Source organism: Streptomyces globisporus, from assembly GCF_003501885.1.
GTDB classification, from domain to species: Bacteria; Actinomycetota; Actinomycetes; order Streptomycetales; family Streptomycetaceae; genus Streptomyces; species Streptomyces globisporus_D.
The window spans coordinates 1-16,394 of the sequence record NZ_QWFA01000144.1 but is presented as its reverse complement, the minus strand read 5'-3'; the positions used below and the strand labels follow the sequence as shown (position 1 = coordinate 16,394).

Below are 16,394 nucleotides of genomic sequence, written 5' to 3'. Positions count from 1 at the left end.
CCCCCGGGCCCTCAGGCCCCGTCCCCTCCCCCGCTGCGGCCGGTGTAGAAGGCAACCGTCAAGTCCTTCACGAGCGCCTTGCGTTCGTAGTCGTCGAGCTCGACGATGCCGCGCGTGGTGAGCCGGTTGACGGTGTCGTCGACCGCGTCCACCACGGAGGTGAGCACGCTGTCCCGGTGCCGGGAGTCGATCGCGGCGATCCGTCGGCGCTGCATGGCCGCCGCGACCTCGGGGGCGTACTCGATGCCGGTCGGCTGCGCGGAGTACACCTCGACGCCGACCGGTTCGCAGTCCGCCTTCAGCATCCGGGTCAGGGCGTCGCCGACGGCCTCCGCGTCGCGCAGGGTCGGGGCGTCCTCGTGGAACGCGTCGGCGGGCAGCTGTGAGAGGACCCGGGCCATCGCGGCCTCGACCTGGGCGCTGAGATACGCCTCGTGGTCCTCGATGCCGAGGACGGCCCGGACGGTGTCCTTGATCCGCCACACCACGAGGACGACCACGCGCAGGGCGGTGCCGTTCGCGTCGACGGCGGGCAGCGGTTCGCTGCGCCAGTGCCGCAGCCGTACGTCGACGCGGCGGCGCAGCAGCAGGGGCGAGACCCAGACGAGGCCGGTGCGGCGGACGCTGCCCCGGTAGTCGCCGAACAGCGTCAGCACCCACGCGTATCCGACCCGGCCGCGGCCGAGGCCGCCGAGCGCGAGGAGCACGACGGTGGCGAGGAGGGCGAGCGCGGCCCAGGCGCCCACGCCGATGCCGAGGTCTGGCCGGGGGGCGAGGCCGACGGCGCTCTGCCAGCCTGCGGGCAGCGCCCCGCGCCACCACAGGACGGCCAGCGCGCCCGCCGTTCCGGCCGCGCCGGCGAGGAGGGCGGCGTAACCGGACAGGGCCGGTCCCGGCCGCTCGGTAAGGCGGGGGTCGCCGACCGGGGCGGGCCGAGTGGAGGGCCGCACCCGCGTCTGCGGCGAACGCGGTACGGGGGGCCGCCGGGTGGCGGGCGCGCGCTCCCCGGCGGGCCGGTGGACGACGGCCCCGGGCCCGGGCAGTGCCGCCGCGCCGTCGGCCGGCTCCCGGTCGTCCCGGTCGTCCCGGAAGAGGAGGTGTACGGGGATGGAGGCGGTGGTCTCGTTGGCGATGACGGAGTGGCGGCGGCCGGGGCTCACGGACGTGGTGGTGGTCACGGTCGCCGGGGCGGCGGCCGGTGCCGGCACGGAGAAGGTGGCCGAGGCGGCGCGGTCGCCGGGGGCCAGGTCCAGGACGAGGTCCAGTTCGGTGTCGGGCCCTGTGTCGGCCCCCTTGGCGGACGTGTCCTTCGCCTCACGCTTCGGGCTCTCGGGCTCGGCCCCGTAAGAGGGATGCGGGGTCCACTCCGCCGAGGGTTCCGTCCTCAAACGCCGGACGGGCTTGATATGCAGGTTCCCGTCGAGGAGGGCGGGGGCGCTCCCATCGGCGGCCGGGCGGGGAGAGGCGGGACCACGGCCTTCAGCGCCAGGGCGCACGGAGGCGGGGGCGGAACCGTTGGCGGCCGGGCTGCCGGGGGCAGAGGTCGTGCCGTCGGCGGCCGGGCGGCCGGAGGCGAGGGCGGGACCCTCCGCAGCCGCACCGGCGGGAGCGGAGCCACGGCCGTCAGCGGCCGGGGTGGGGCGGCCTGCGCCCAGGCCCTCCACGGCCGAGCGGGCCGGCCCGGCGGGGGTGCGGTCCGGGGTCGGGCCAAGGTGGAGGCTCACGTTCGGGGACTCCGGGTCGCCGACCCGAGGCGGGGCCGACGGGGACGTGGCGCCCCCGGAAGGCGAGGCGTGGTCGCCTTCCCCGGAAGGCGAGGCGTGGTCGCCTCCCGGCCCACGCGCGGGCCCGGCACTCGCCGGAGGTACCGCCTTGCCGCCGTCCGGCACCCGCGCCGGCTCGGCATCCGCCGACGCGACCGCCTTGTCGGCGACAGGCCCGGACACCGGCGGAGGTGTCTTGTCGCCCACCGGTCGGAACAGCGGCGGCGGGGTCCTGCCCGCGCCGGTCCTCCCCGGCGGCGGCGTGCTGCCCGTGCCACTCTTCTCCGACGCCACAGGCACGCGCTCAACCTCCGGCAGCGGGGGCCCCTCGCCCACCGGGCGGAACAGCGGCGGCGGCGTGCTGCCCGTCCCGCTCTTCTCCGGCGGCGCAGGCGCGGGCTCCGGGCCCCGGTGTGGGGTCTTCTCCGCGATCGGGCCGAACAGCGGCGGCGGGGTCCCCCTGCCCGGTGGGGCGAAGAGGGACGGGGGGAGCTGGTCGTCCAGGTTGTCCGGGGTGTGGGGGGTCTGGTCGTCGTTGGGGGTCACCGGTTCCCTGTTCCTTTCCGTCACGTCGTACGCGTCCGTCACGCGAAGAGCCGGCGCCAGGTCTCCGGCCCCGGATAACCGTCGGCCGCACCGCCGCGCCAGCCCTGGGCCCGCTGGAACGCCTCGACATTGCGGCGGTCGGCCTCGGTCCAGAGCGGGCTGGGGCCCGACACGTAGTGCTTGCCGTATCCCTTCTTCACCAACTGTTTGCCGAGCCGGTCGACATGGCTGTTGGACTGACCCGGCTTGAAATAGCCGCGCCCGGGGAAGGCGACGGCCGTATTCGGGCTGCCGCCCGTGCCGGCGGCCGGGATGTTCCGGCCGCCGCCGGAGGTCAGCAGGCGCCAGGTGTGCGGGCCGGGAAGGCCGTCGGCCTCCTTGCCCTTCCAGCCCTGGGCCTGCTGGAACGCCTGGGTCGCACGCTTGTCCGCCGTTCCCCACACGGGCCCGGGGCCCACCGCGTAGAACCGCTTGCCGCCCCGCTGCACCAGCATCTGGCCGAGCTGGGTGACGTACTTGTTGTTCGCGCCGGGGCCGAACTGCTTGGCCCCGGGGAAGGCGGTGGAGGACCCGGAGCCGGGCGATCCGCCCGTGACCCCCTTGTAGCGGTAGGCGACATAGCGGTCGGAGTTGTTCCAGTACGCCAGGGGCGTCGACTGCTTCCGGGTCCGCGGCCGCGCCTGCTCGTAGGCGACGTAGTGGGTGCGCGCGCTGGAGGTCCAGCCGCCGAAGATCGTGACGTGCGAGCCCTTGGCCGGGTCGGCCGGGTTGTGGAAGAGGAGGATGTCGCCGGGCTGGAGATCGGCGCGGGCGATCCGGGTGCCGTACGCGGCGAGGCTGCCGGTCCACTCGTTGGTGCCGAGGTTCCAGGCCATCGACACGAAGCCGGAGCAGTCCTGGCGGTACCCGTCGGACCAGTACTTCTCCATGCTGTACGGGACCTTCGCGTTCACCCACCGCTGCGCCCGGTCGAGGATGGCGGACCGGGTCGTCTTCGGCGCCGCCCCGGCCGACGGCGGGCCCGAGGCGCCCGTCCCGCGCAGCGGCCCCTTCTCGCCCTGCGGGTTGGCGGCGGCCGGCTCCGGCTCGGCTCCGTCGTCGGCGCGCGGGACCCGGGGGGCGTGGCCCGCGGCGGCCGCCGCGCCCGCGGCCCCGCAGGAGAGGACGACCCCGGCGGCCGTGGCCAGCACCAGGGCGCGCCGCGCACCGTGCGCGGCGGGATGGCCGCCGCGCCGCACCGGCAGGGCCCGCGCGGCGGAGCGCCGCCGCACCGCGCACCCCGCGCATCCGCAGTCGATGGCGGGTTCGTACTCCTCGAAGACCGGAACAGACATGCGATTCCCCTCCGCACTCGTCATTCGTCAAGATCTTTGGGCGCAGCCGCAACGGACGTCGGCGTCTTAACTCTCCTGACATATCGCATTTTGACGGAACAAAGGAAAAAAACGACTATCTGACGGGGCGTGGCGGCCGGTAAATGGTTCGGAGCACCCCGGCGCGTCCGGTAGAGTTCTCCAGGTCAGCAGGCGCCGTTAGCTCAGTTGGTTAGAGCAGCTGACTCTTAATCAGCGGGTCCGGGGTTCGAGTCCCTGACGGCGCACGCACAGTCAAAGCCCCCTCACGTTCCGTGAGGGGGCTTTGATCATTCCCCGTTCGACATCGGGCGACACCCAGGGGCGTGAGCACACCTACGCACTTCGTCACACCCCCTCCACAACCTGGGACCAAATCGTGCGTATGCCCGGTAAACAGTCCCTTTCACCCTTGCGATCGCGTTCGGTGTCGGACAATCTGTCTGGGGGCCGTCGGCTCCAAGGGGGCTGCTGATCCGTACAGTTGGCACAGCAGAGCGTGACGTTCCGGTTGTCCGTGCCGCGGGGTGGGGGTCCCGCTCGGGGGCGGACACCGAGGGGGCATCATGCAACCGGAAGGCTGCCGATCCATGTCTGTGGGGACGGTGGCCTGCCACCGTGTGCGCGCCCGGTGAAGAAACGGGTCCCACCGCGCACGACGAGAGAGACCGAACAGTCACGCACCACCATGCGTGCGGGGGGATGTACCCATGACGTCGACGCCGCCAGGCGACCGGCCGGAGAACGACGCTTCCCGGACGACGCAGCTCCGGATACTGCCGAGGGCAGGCGCGGCGCGGCGGCGTGCCAGGAAAGAGCTGCCCCGCTACGACTACGAGCACTACAGCCGGCTCGCCGGACCGCTGACGCAGCCCCCCGCGGGCAAGCCGTACAAGGTCCAGTACCGCTCGCTCATATCGCAGGAGCCGCACCGCGTGCGCGCGGCGCTCCTGCTCGGCGCGGCTCCCCTCGTCTCGCTCGGTCTCTTCGCCTGGCTGATGCAGCCGAGCCACTGGACCGACCGCGATCCGAACCTCGACAACGACCTCCTGCTCGTTCTCGACGTGATCATGCTCGTCTCGATCGGTCTGATCGAGCTGTTCCGCACGATGAACGTCCTCTCCAACGCGCACGCCACCCTCGTCGCCCGCGACCCGGTCCCCGTGGTCCCGGAGAGCGGCACCCGGGTCGCCTTCCTCACCTCCTTCGTCCCCGGCAAGGAACCTCTGGAGATGGTGACGAAGACCCTGGAGGCGGCCGTCAGGATCCGCCACCGCGGTCTGATGCACGTCTGGCTGCTCGACGAGGGCGACGACCCGGCCGTCAAGGAGGTCTGCGCCCGGCTCGGCGTGCACCACTTCTCCCGCAAGGGCGTCGCCCACTGGAACCAGGCCAAGGGCCCGCACCGCGCCAAGACCAAGCACGGCAACTACAACGCCTGGCTGGACGCGCACGGCGGCGACTACGACTTCTTCGCCTCGGTCGACACCGACCACATCCCGATGGCGAACTACCTGGAGCGGATGCTCGGCTACTTCCGCGACCCGGACGTCGGCTTCGTCATCGGCCCGCAGGTCTACGGCAACTACGACACCTTCGTCACCAAGGCCGCCGAGTCGCAGCAGTTCCTCTTCCACGCGCTGATCCAGCGCGCGGGCAACCGCTACGGCGCCCCCATGTTCGTCGGCACCAGCAACGCGGTCCGCATCTCGGCGCTGAAGCAGATCGGCGGTCTGTACGACTCGATCACCGAGGACATGGCCACCGGCTTCGAGATCCACCGCCACCGCAACCCCGCCACGGGTAAGAAGTGGCGCTCGGTCTACACCCCGGACGTGCTGGCCGTCGGCGAGGGCCCGACCGCGTGGACGGACTTCTTCACCCAGCAGCTGCGCTGGTCGAGGGGGACGTACGAGACGATCATCGGGCAGTTCTGGAAGGGCTTCGGGACCATGCCTCCCGGCAAGCTCTTCAACTACACGATGATGATCATCTTCTACCCGATGTCGGCGCTGAACTGGATCCTCGCGGCGCTCAGCTGCGCGCTCTTCCTCGGCATGGGCGCCTCCGGTGTCCAGATCGACCCGACGATCTGGATGATGCTGTACGGCAACGCCTCCGCGCTCCAGATCGGCCTGTACATCTGGAACCGCCGCCACAACGTCTCGCCCCACGAGCCCGAGGGCTCCGGCGGTCTGGCCGGCATGGTGATGTCCGCGCTCTCCGCGCCGATCTACGCCCGCTCGCTGATGGACGCGGTGCTGCGCCGCAAGAGCTCGTTCGTGGTGACCCCCAAGGGCGACTCGTCCAGCCCGGACACCCTCTTCGGCACCTTCCGCATCCACCTGTTCTTCATCGTCGTCTTCGGCGCCTCGATGATCTCCTCCTTCTTCCTCGGGCACAGCCACCCCGCGATGGTCACCTGGGCCACGCTGGCGCTCCTGATCACCGCAGCGCCGATCATCGGCTGGCGGTACACGATCCGCGCCGAGAAGAGGAAACGCCGGTCGGGCGGAGGATCGCACCGCAGCGGCGGGCCGGCCCCCGAGCCGAGGCCCCAGCCCCTGCCCGGTGCGCCGGGCAACGACCAGACCATGCAGATCGCTTTTGGGGGACGTAAGAAATGAAGTACCGTCCGAGCCGCCGTACCCGCCGCCTGGCGATCAGTACGGCGGTGGTTCTCGCGCTCGCGGGGGCGAACGGGCCGTGGCTGTACCGTTTCAGCACCGAGCGCTACCACGAGTACAAGATCAACCAGCCGGAGTACAAGGCGGCCAACGGCCACTGGGACTTCCTGGACGTCCCCTCCGAGCACCGGATCAACACGATCCACGCGGCGCTGCTGCACACCGGCAAGGTGCTGCTCGTCGCGGGCTCCGGGAACAACCAGAAGAACTTCGACGCGAAGAGCTTCCGCTCGGTGCTGTGGGACCCGAAGACGAACGTCTTCAAGGACATCCCCACCCCCAAGGACATGTTCTGCGCCGGGCACACGCAACTGCCCGACGGCAAGCTCCTCATAGCCGGCGGCACCAAGCGCTACGAGAAGCTCCAGGGCGATGTCACCAAGGCCGGCGGCCTGATGATCGTCCACAACGAGAACCCGGACAAGCCGATCACCCTGCCCGCGGGCACCCGGTTCACCGGAAAGAAGAACGGCAAGACGTATCTCTCCAAGGACCCGATCCTGGTCGAGAAGGCCACCAAGGTGTTCGACAAGGAGACCGGCGCGTTCCTGCGCAACGACCCCGGGCTCGGCCGGATCTACGTCGAGGCCCAGAAGACCGGCAAGAAGTACGAGACCGGCACCGAGGACAACTACCGGGTGGCGGGCCTGTCCGGCTCGGACACCCGCAACGTCTACGGCATCGCGCAGAAGCTGGCCTTGGACAAGAAGGACTTCCAGGGGATCAAGGAGGCCTTCGAGTTCGACCCGGTCGCGGAGAAGTACATACCCGTCGACCCGATGAACGAGGCCCGCTGGTACCCGACCCTGACGACGCTGGAGGACGGCAAGGTCCTCGCCCTGTCGGGACTGGACGAGATCGGGCAGATCGTCCCCGGCAAGGACGAGATCTACGACCCGGCGACCAAGGAGTGGGAGTACACCGGCATCGTCCGGAAGTTCCCCACCTATCCGGCGGTCTTCCTGCTGAACGACGGCAAGCTGTTCTACTCCGGCTCCAACGCCGGATACGGTCCGGCGGACGTGGGCCGCGACCCGGGTGTCTGGGACCTGTCGACGAACAAGTTCAAGAAGATCCCCGGGCTCAGCGACCCGGACCAGATGGAGACCTCGGCCACCGTGCGGCTGCCCCCGGCCCAGGACGAGAAGTTCATGGTGATCGGCGGCGGCGGCGTCGGCGAGTCGGAGAAGTCCAGCGAGAAGTCCCGGCTGGTCGACCTCCAGCAGAAGAACCCCGAGTTCACCGACGGCGCGTCCCTCTCCGAGGGCACCCGCTACCCCAGCGCCTCCCTGCTGCCCGACGACTCGCTGCTGGTCACCGGCGGCTCCAGCGACTACCGCGGGCGCGGCGGCTCGGACGTGCTCCAGGCCCGGCTGTACGACGCGAAGAGCGACACGTACAAGAAGGTCGCGGACCCGGCGGTCGGCCGGAACTACCACTCGGGTTCGGTGCTGCTGCCGGACGGCCGGGTGATGATCTTCGGTTCGGACTCGCTCTTCTCCGACAAGGCCAACACCCGGCCCGGCGTCTTCGAGCAGCGCATCGAGATCTACACCCCGCCCTACCTCTACCGGGACTCCCGGCCGGAGCTGACGGCCGGGCCGAAGAAGATCGAGCGCGGGGGCACGGGGCTGTTCACCACCCAGCACGCCTCGAAGATCACCTCGGCGAAGCTGATGCGGCCCTCGGCGGTCACCCATGTCACCGACACCGACCAGCGCACCATCGCGCTGGAGATGGAGAAGTCGAAGGACGGGATCACGGTCACGGTGCCGGACAACCCGGCGCTGGTCCCGGCCGGCTGGTACATGCTGTTCGTCACCGACGAGGAGGGCACCCCGTCCGAGGGGATGTGGGTGGAGGTGCCCGAGTAGGGGCACGTGTCGCGTACGCCCACGGCGCAGGCCGCACCCGGGAGAGCCGCTCTTCCCGGGTGCGGCCTGCGTCGCCTACTTCGTGGCGCCGGCCAGGCCCAGGGCGTACTCCGGCCACCAGTCGCCGGCCTTCGGGCCCCCCTTGCAGTCGCCGTCGGACTCGCCGGGGCGCTTGATCCACAGATAGGCGTCGACCCGCTCGTCGCCGGTCTGCGTGGTCGGGACCTCGCCCAGGGCGCGGCCCGGGGGGTTGCACCAGCTCTCGGCGGGGTCGCCGCCCGTGTAGGGGCCGTTGCCGTTGCGGCTGGTGTCGATGACGAAGGGCTTGTTGCCGATCTTCTCCGACAGCTTCTTGCCGAACTCCGTGGAGACGGCCGTCGTCTGGAAGTTGGAGACGTTGAGCGAGAAGCCGTCGGCCTCGGCGATCCCGGCCCGCTGGAGCGGCTGGAACAGGGCGTCGGGCGACTGCCAGCCGGCGTTGCCCGCGTCCAGGTAGACCTTGGTGGCGGGCTGCTGCTTCAGCCGCTGGATGGCGCCCTTGAGGAGGTCGTACCGCTCCTCGTGGAATTCCTGAGGGGTGCAGCCGTCGACCAGGTGGAGCAGGGCGTCCGGCTCCAGGATCACGGTGGCGCTGCGGTCCCCGATGCCCTTGGCGACGCCGTCCAGCCAGGCGCGGTAGGCATCGCCGTCGGCGGCGCCGCCCTTGGAGAACTGGCCGCAGTCGCGGTGGGGGACGTTGTAGAGGACGAGCAGGGCGTCCCGGTCGGCAGCGGCGGCGGCCTCGGTGATGCCCCGCACCTGGGACTCCGGGTTGTCCGGGGTGACCCACTCGCCGACGGGCTGCTGCGCGATCTTCCGGATCAGCGCCGCCTTCTCGTCGTCGCCGTCCTCCGTGTACGCGGCGACCTGGCGGGCCGCGTTGCCGTCGGGGTTGACCCAGTACGGGTCCTTGTCCTTGGGCTGCTGTTCGACCGTCGGGGCGCTCTTCTTGTCGCCGCCGTCCCCGTCGCCGGAGCAGCCCGCCAGCAGCAGGGCCGTCCCGAGCGCCGCCGCCGTACCGGTCGTCCGCAGGCCCGCCACGCGCCTGCGCGTCCGGGACCGGCCGGTGTAACTGCCGTACATCCACTCCCCCTTGGGTGCACTGCCTGCACTGTTCATCACTGGTTGCACCGATGTGCTGCCGGTCCGATCCATCCTGGCACAGCGGCCGGGCGTCCACGCCTGCACCCGTACAACGCGCAGACCCGGGCACCGGTTCCGGACATCCTGTTCGAAAGCCGGTCATCCGCCCGGCCGGTCCCCCTACAGTGGCGAGAACCGGAGCCTTCCCCATCGCACCGACCTCCCGTACCGCGCCGGGCGACTCCCGCGGCCGGGCGCACGCGGTCGAGGACCGGCCCGGCGGGCACGCCCCGTGAGAGGCGGCCCGCCGGGCCGGGTTGACCGTGTTCCACCGTGTGGCGGCGGTCAGCCGCGGCCGTGGGCCACCGCCTGCGCGCGCTCCCCGCCGTCCCCGGCCGCCGCGCCCTTCGCGCCGGTGAGGTAGGCGGAGACGACCACGTTCGCCGTGTAGGAGCGGGTCTTGTGGTCGTACGTCCCGCCGCAGGTGATCAGCCGCAGTTCGGCCCGGCCGTCCTCGCGGGGCCCGTACGCCTTCTGCGCGTCGAAGCGTGTCCGGGAGACGAGCTGGACGTCGTCCACGGTGAACTCCGCGACGCTGCCGTCGGTCCGGGTGACCTCGATGCGGGCGCCCGGCTTCACCGCGCTGAGCCCGTAGAAGACGGCGGGCTTGGTGTCGGTGTCGACATGGCCGACGAACAGGGCCGTGCCCTTCGCCCCGGGCTGGGTGCCGTCGCCGTACCAGCCGGCGGTCTTCGGCATCCCGTACGGGGGCGGGTCGATGGCCCCGTCGCCGTCGAGGCCGCGTGCGACGACGGGGGCCTCGATCCCGACGGAGGGGACCTCGACACGCTCGGGGGCCGCCCCGTCGAGCGGGTCGTGGGCCGGGGGCAGCGAGGCCCCGAAGGGGCGGCCGACCGCGGCCACGTCGCCGGTGGTGGGGCCCGACAGCCCGCCGAGCCCGCCGCCGGCCTCCTTGCCCCAGAGCCACAGGCCGAGCAGCAGCACGGCCCAGGTCACTCCGGTGAGCAGTCGCCCGTTGCCTGCCGGGCGGTCCGGGGCTCCCATGTCAGCTGCCGACCGCTTCGCGGCGCCGGCGCGAGGTGCGCAGGGCGACGGCGACGGCCGCGACGGCGGCGAGCACCAGGCCGATCACCGCGTGCCGGGTGCCGGGGCCCTGGTCCTCGGCGGACCGTTCGGCGAGGGTGGCGGTGCCTCCGCCGCCCGCCTTGACGGGTGCGGCGGGCGAGGGCCGGTTGTGGTGGATGACGGTGAGGGTGCCGGTGGCCTTGCCGTCGCTGTCCTCGCACGTCACCCAGACGTCGTAGGAGCGGGGTTCGGCGTCGGACCGGATCCGGGCCTCGGCGAAGAGTCCTTTGTCGTCGGCCGGGCGGAAGTGGGCGACCGAGGTGAAGGCGTCGGAGTTGCCCTTGGCCCGGCGGCCCTTGCCGCAGACGTCGACCCACAGTTCCACCTGCCCGCCCGGGGCGATCGTGGACGGGGTGATCGAGACGGTGCCGGTGCGCCGGTCGTCGTCCCCGGCCGGGGCGGCAGGGGACGCCAGCGCGACGGGTGCGGGCACGGCTATGAGCGCGGCCGCCGCTGCGGCACAGAACGTGAGGGGTATGGAACGCATCGTGAACCTCCTACGGGAAGGTTCACGGCTGCGGTGGCGGCCCGCATCCGCAGTCCTCCATTCGGGCGACGCCGAGGGGGCGCCCGAACGGCTGCGGATGCGGTCCGCGCAGGTCAGGGCGGTCGGCGCGGGTCAGTCGCGATTTCCTGCGGTGGGCTGGTCGGCCTGGTCCGGCAGCTCGACGAGGCTGACCAGGTCGGCGATGGACTCGACGACGTGGGACGGGCCGAACGGGTAGCGGTCGATGTCGGCGACGGTGGTGAGACCGGTGAGGACCAGGAAGGTCTGCATGCCCGCTTCCAGGCCCGCCAGGACGTCGGTGTCCATCCGGTCGCCGATCATGGCGCTGGTCTCGGAGTGCGCGCCGATGGCGTTCAGCCCGGTCCGCATCATCAGGGGGTTGGGCTTGCCCGCGAAGTACGGGTCCTTGCCGGTGGCCTTGGTGATGAGGGCGGCGACGGAGCCGGTGGCGGGCAGCGGGCCCTCGGCGGACGGGCCGGTCTCGTCGGGGTTGGTGCAGATGAAACGGGCACCCGCGTTGATCAGCCGGATCGCCTTGGTGAGCGCCTCGAAGCTGTACGTCCGGGTCTCGCCGAGCACCACGTAGTCCGGGTCGTGGTCGGTGAGGACGTACCCGATGTCGTGCAGGGCGGTGGTGAGGCCGGCCTCGCCGATGACGTACGCCGTGCCGCCGGGGCGCTGGTCGTCCAGGAACTGGGCGGTGGCGAGCGCGGAGGTCCAGATGTTCTTCACGGGCACGTCGAGGCCCATGCGCTTCAGCCGGGCGTGCAGGTCGCGCGCGGTGTAGATGGAGTTGTTGGTGAGGACGAGGAAGGGCAGCCCGGAATCCCGCAGCCGCTTGATGAAGGCATCGGCGCCGGGGATGGGGGTGCCCTCGTGGATGAGGACGCCGTCCATGTCGGTGAGCCAGGAAGTGATGGGCTTGCGCTCTGCCATGTGTCGGGACTCCTGCCGTACGCACTGCGTGCTGGGGGTGCCCGGACCACGCCGTCCCGGCACCCCCCAGCATAATTAGCCGGTCGTGACCTTGACCCCGTCGATCACCCAGTACCAGTTGTTGCTGCCGGTGTAGTGGAACCGGAAGCTCACGTTGGCGGCCCCGGACGGCACGTTCAGGGTGAGGCTCTGGGGCTGCGAGATCACGTCGGAGGTGTAGCGCTTCACCTCGACGGGCGTGCCGCCGTTCCAGGAGGCGAGGATCCGGGCGCTCTGGCTGCCCTCCTGCCGGTAGAGGGTGGTGAGGCCGAGCGTCACGGTGGACTTGCCCGCGACGGCGTACGCCGGGGTGACGAGCGTGGAGTCGTACGGTCCGGAGGACGCCTTGTCGTCCCACTCGTCGGAGTCGGCGACCGCGAAGATCCCGCGCGAGCGGACGTTCAGCTCGCGGGACTGGTCGCGCTGGCTGCGGCTCCAGAACTCGTCGGTGGCGAAGGTCCAGCCGCGCCACTCGGTGACGCCTCCGGTGCCCATCGCGGAGTTCACGACGGACCAGCCGCTGGGCGCGGTGTGCGTCCAGCCGAGGACGCCCGCCGGGATGCCCGTCTCGTCGACACGGCCGGACAGCGCGGGGTGGAGGGCCTCGAACGGGTCGGTGGAGCGCTCCTGGATCGGCTTGCCGTCCAGGCCCCAGGCCGGGTCGGGTGTGATGCCGAGCTGATGGAAGACGGTGGCGGCGACGTCCACGAGCCGGGTGTCGGCGGGGCGGGCGCCGGCGGCGATGCCCGGGCCCTGGGCGAGGACGAAGGTGCGCCGTTCCTCGATCGCGCTGCCACCGTGGCCGCCGGAGTCGGTGTGGCCGTGGTCGGTGGTGACGATGATCGTCCAGCGTTCGGTGGAGTAGGAGGGGCGGGCCTTGATCGCTGCGAGGAGGCGGCCGAGGTAGCCGTCCTGGACCGCGATGGCCTGGCGGTAGGCGGCGCTGGCGGCTCCGGAGTTGTGGCCGGCGATGTCGGTCTGGCCGAAGTAGACGAAGAGCACGTCCGGGTTCTGGTTCCGGAGGATCGACTCGGTCTCGGCGGCGATGGTGGCGTCGTGCCCGGTGTAGCCGTCGCGGTCGCCGTCGAGGACGAGCTTGGCGTCGGCGCCCGGGGTGACGGTGCCCTGGGCGTCCAGGGGCTTCCAGTCGACGGCGGCGTAGGTGGAGAGCTGGGGGCGGACCTGGGCGAGGCGGGCGAGGAAGCCGGGGTACTCGGCGTAGTTCTTGCCGGCGAAGGAGTTCTCCTTGACGCCGTGCTTGTCGGGCCAGACGCCGGTGGAGATCGTCGACCAGCCGGGGCCTGACGAGGTGGCGGCCATCGGGTTGGCGTACAGCAGCGAGGTGCCGTACGTCCCGTTCGCCATCATCGACGTGAGGTGCGGGGCGTTCGCTGCGGCGATGACGTCGTGGCGCAGCCCGTCCATGCCGATGACGAGCACCTTGTCCCTGCTGGTGCCGTTGGGCAGCGTGGGCGCGGCGTACGCGGTGGTGGCGGTGGCGAGCGGGGCGACGGCGGCGGCCGTGGCCGCGGCGGCGGTGGTGGCGAGCACGGAGCGTCGGGACAGGGACCGGGACACGTGATCCTCCAGGGAGAGGGCGGGCCGAACGGGTACGGGACGTGAACTGCCTTCTGGACCAGACCCGTTACTCTTACGAGATATCCGGGCCGGGTCCAGACGTTCGCAGGAATCCGTGGCCGAGAGGTGGCCGGTCAGCTTCCGGTGGCCGACTTCCAGGCGTCGATGTACGTGTCCAGGTTGGCGCCGATGTCCGCCCAGTCGGGCTCGAAGATCTCCACGCCCTCCATCAGACCGGCCAGTTCGACGGCGTTGGCGTCGGTGGCCTTGACGTCCTTGCGGGCGGCGAAGCCCCCGCCCACCGCGCTCACGTCGCGCTGGGCCTGCTCGGAGAGCATGAAGTCGAGCAGCTTCTTGCCGTTCTCGCTGTGCGGAGCCTTCGCGACGAGCCCGGCGGCGTACGGCAGGGCAAAGCTGGTGGGCTTTCCGTCGCCCTTGGCGGGGAACCAGATGGCGAGGTTGGGCATGTCCTTGGACTGGGCGAAGTTCATCTGGACGTCCCCGTTGGCGACGAGGAGTTCGCCCTTGTCGACCTTGGGGGCGAGCTTGCCGGTGGAGGCGGACGGGCCGACGTTGTTGGTCTGGAGCTTCTTCAGGTACGCCATGGCCGGCTCCTGCCCGCCGAAGTCGTGCATGGCCTTGATGAGGACGGCGGTGCCGTCGCCCGCGACGCCGGGGGTGGAGTACTGGACCTTCTCCCTGTACGAGGGGTCGAGCAGGTCCTCCCAGGTGCGCGGCGGGGACTTGAGCTCCTTCTTGTTGTGGATGAACCCGAAGTAGTTGTTCACGACGGAGGTCCACTTGCCGTCGGGCGCCCGGTCGGCGCCGTCGACCTGGTCGGCGCCCGTGGGCTCGTACGCGGTCAACAGGCCCTTCTCGTCGGCCTGCTGGATGAAGGGCGGGAGGGTGACGAGGACGTCGGCCTGGGTGTTGGACTTCTCGCGGGCGGCGCGCTGCACCATCTCGCCGGAGCCGCCCTCGACGTACTTCACGGTGATGCCGGTCTGCTTCTCGAAGTCCTTGAAGACCTTGTCGTACCAGCCGTCGCCGTTCTCGCCCTTGAGGCCGTCGGCGCTGTAGACGGTGACGGAGTTGGCGTCGGACGCGGCGGAGGAGCCGCCGCAGGCGGTGAGGGTGAGGGCGGTGAGTGCGGCCAGGGGGAGGGCGAGGGTGCGGGCGGAAGTGCGCATGGGTTTTCTCCGAAAGGTCATGGTGGGGATCAGCGGTAGGAGGCGCGGGTCCGGATGCGGGAGACGGCGGCCAGGACGAGGAGCGTCGACGTCATCAGGACCACGGCGAGGGCGGCGCCGGTGAAGAGCGAGCCCCGGTCGGTGGCGGCGAAGATCTGCACCGGCAGCGGGGTCCAGTCCGGCGGGTAGAGCATCATCGTGGCGCTCAGCTCCCCCATGGACAGGGCGAAGCAGAGCCCGACGGCCGAGGTCAGCGAGGGCAGCAGAAGCGGCAGCTTCACCCGCCACAGAACGCGTGCCGGGCTCGCACCGAGGCCGGCGGCGGCCTGTTCGTACATCGGGTCCAGACGGCGTACGGCGGCGGCGACCGACTGGTAGGCGAACGCGGTGACGAGGACGGTGTGGGCGAGGATCACGATCCACCGCGTCCCGTTGAGCAGCACGGGCGGCCGGCTGTAGGCCACCAGCACCGCGAGCCCGACGACCACCGAGGGCACGGCGACCGGCAGGATGAACAGGGCGTCCAGGAGCCGCTTTCCGCGGGTACGGAGAGAGGCTGCGGCGAGCGCGGCCCAGCCGCCGAGGGTGAGGGCCAGCACGCTCGCGGCGAGAGCGGTGGCGAGGCTGGTGGTCAGCGCCTGGAGCGAGTCGCCGCTCGTCGCGGCGGCGTAGCGCTCGACGGTGGGGCCGGAGGGGAAGGCCCCGGACCAGTTGGTGGCGAGGGACGCGGCGAGGATGACGAGCAGCGGCACCGCGAACAGCGGGACGAAGAGGAGCAGGAAGACGGCCCAGGTGGCCCACTTCCCGGACCGGCTATGCACCAGCACGACGGCTCACCACCCGGTAGAGGCTGTAAAGACCCACGGAGATCGCGATGTTGACGACGGCGACGACGCAGGCGGCCGGGTAGTCCGACTCCAGGATCGCCTTGCTGTAGACGAGCATCGGCAGCGTCGTGACGTCCTTCGCTCCGGTGAACAGGACGATCCCGAACTCGTTGAGGCACATCACCAGCACGAGGCTGCCGCCCGCCGCGAGCGCCGGGAGCGCCTCGGGCAGGATCACCTGCCGGATGATCCGGACGGGCCCGGCACCGAGCGAGGAGGCCACTTCCACCTGTCCGGTGTCGAGTTGGGAGAACGCGGCGAGCAGCGGGCGCATCACGAACGGCGTGAAGCAGGTGATCTCGGCGAGCAGGACGCCCCAGGGGGTGGTCAGGAAGTGGAAGGGCCCGTCGGCCGCCCCGGTGACGTCGGTCCAGAGTCCGTTGGCCATGCCGACCGAGCCGTAGATGAACAGCAGGGCGAGCGTGATGAGGAAGGACGGGAAGGAGAGGAAGACGTCGACGAACCGGGCGACCGCCTTGCCGCCGGGGAACGGGACGAACGCGATGACCAGCGCGAGGACGAAGCCGAGGACCAGACAGCCCACGGTCGATCCGACGGCGAGCCACACGGTGGTGGTGAGCGCGTCACGGAAGGCCTCGGAGGCGAAGACGTCGGCGTACGGGTCGAGGGAGACGCCGCCGCCGTCGTCCGGGGTGACGGACTGCCGGGCGACGAGGGCCAGCGGGTAGAGGAACGCGAGCGCGAGGACGGCGACGGGCGGCAGCGCCCAGACCCGGGCGGGGACGGTGCGGGACCGGGTGGGGCC

At 71.3% G+C, this 16,394-nt stretch carries 12 protein-coding genes and 1 tRNA gene; 3 read left to right on the top strand and 10 right to left on the bottom strand.

Going from position 1 to position 16,394, the window contains the following annotated elements; translation table 11 throughout:
- Positions 1–11: 11 nt before the first annotated feature.
- Positions 12–1,724: an SPFH domain-containing protein gene (locus tag D3105_RS24080; protein WP_425315755.1), complete on the bottom strand. Its 1,713-nt coding sequence runs from the start codon at positions 1,722–1,724 to the stop codon at positions 12–14.
- Between the two features lie 623 nt (positions 1,725–2,347).
- Positions 2,348–3,643 (bottom strand): peptidoglycan-binding protein, encoded by a 1,296-nt coding sequence (locus D3105_RS24075; RefSeq protein WP_118905137.1) that lies wholly within the window; start codon positions 3,641–3,643, stop codon positions 2,348–2,350.
- 192 nt (positions 3,644–3,835) lie between these two features.
- Here D3105_RS24075 and D3105_RS24070 point away from each other — a divergent pair.
- The 3 genes from D3105_RS24070 (at position 3,836) to D3105_RS24060 (ending at position 8,222) form a co-directional block, all read left to right on the top strand.
- Positions 3,836–3,909 (top strand) — tRNA-Lys (locus tag D3105_RS24070).
- Positions 3,910–4,371: 462 nt separating this feature from the next.
- Positions 4,372–6,288: a glycosyltransferase family 2 protein gene (locus D3105_RS24065; protein ID WP_118905136.1), complete on the top strand. Its 1,917-nt coding sequence runs from the start codon at positions 4,372–4,374 to the stop codon at positions 6,286–6,288.
- Positions 6,285–8,222, top strand: coding sequence for a kelch motif-containing protein (locus D3105_RS24060; RefSeq protein ID WP_118905135.1), 1,938 nt, complete (start codon positions 6,285–6,287; stop codon positions 8,220–8,222). The genes D3105_RS24065 and D3105_RS24060 overlap by 4 nt, the downstream gene beginning before the upstream one ends.
- Positions 8,223–8,297: 75 nt before the next feature.
- On the opposite strand, the gene D3105_RS24055 is transcribed toward D3105_RS24060, so the two are convergent.
- The 8 genes from D3105_RS24055 to D3105_RS24020 all read right to left on the bottom strand — a co-directional run.
- Positions 8,298–9,344 (bottom strand): glycoside hydrolase family 6 protein, encoded by a 1,047-nt coding sequence (locus D3105_RS24055; protein WP_118905134.1) that lies wholly within the window; start codon positions 9,342–9,344, stop codon positions 8,298–8,300.
- Between the two features lie 345 nt (positions 9,345–9,689).
- A complete protein-coding gene (locus D3105_RS24050; RefSeq protein WP_118905133.1) occupies positions 9,690–10,409 on the bottom strand; it encodes a class F sortase in 720 nt (239 codons plus the stop codon).
- Position 10,410: 1 nt separating this feature from the next.
- Positions 10,411–10,977, bottom strand: coding sequence for a hypothetical protein (locus D3105_RS24045; protein WP_118905132.1), 567 nt, complete (start codon positions 10,975–10,977; stop codon positions 10,411–10,413).
- A gap of 132 nt (positions 10,978–11,109) precedes the next feature.
- The gene (locus D3105_RS24040) at positions 11,110–11,934 is read right to left on the bottom strand and encodes an HAD-IIA family hydrolase (protein WP_118905131.1); all 825 of its coding nucleotides are present in this window, start codon (positions 11,932–11,934) and stop codon (positions 11,110–11,112) included.
- A 75-nt stretch (positions 11,935–12,009) separates the two neighbouring features.
- Entirely contained in the window at positions 12,010–13,551 is a 1,542-nt protein-coding gene (locus tag D3105_RS24035; protein ID WP_118905130.1) for an alkaline phosphatase family protein, read from the bottom strand.
- 134 nt (positions 13,552–13,685) lie between these two features.
- A complete protein-coding gene (locus tag D3105_RS24030) occupies positions 13,686–14,741 on the bottom strand; it encodes a 2-aminoethylphosphonate ABC transporter substrate-binding protein (RefSeq protein ID WP_118905129.1) in 1,056 nt (351 codons plus the stop codon).
- A 29-nt stretch (positions 14,742–14,770) separates the two neighbouring features.
- Positions 14,771–15,568: an ABC transporter permease gene (locus tag D3105_RS24025; protein ID WP_118905128.1), complete on the bottom strand. Its 798-nt coding sequence runs from the start codon at positions 15,566–15,568 to the stop codon at positions 14,771–14,773.
- On the bottom strand, positions 15,555–16,394 hold an 840-nt coding region (locus D3105_RS24020), incomplete at its 5' end, for a 2-aminoethylphosphonate ABC transporter permease subunit (protein WP_118905127.1). The genes D3105_RS24020 and D3105_RS24025, both read right to left, overlap by 14 nt.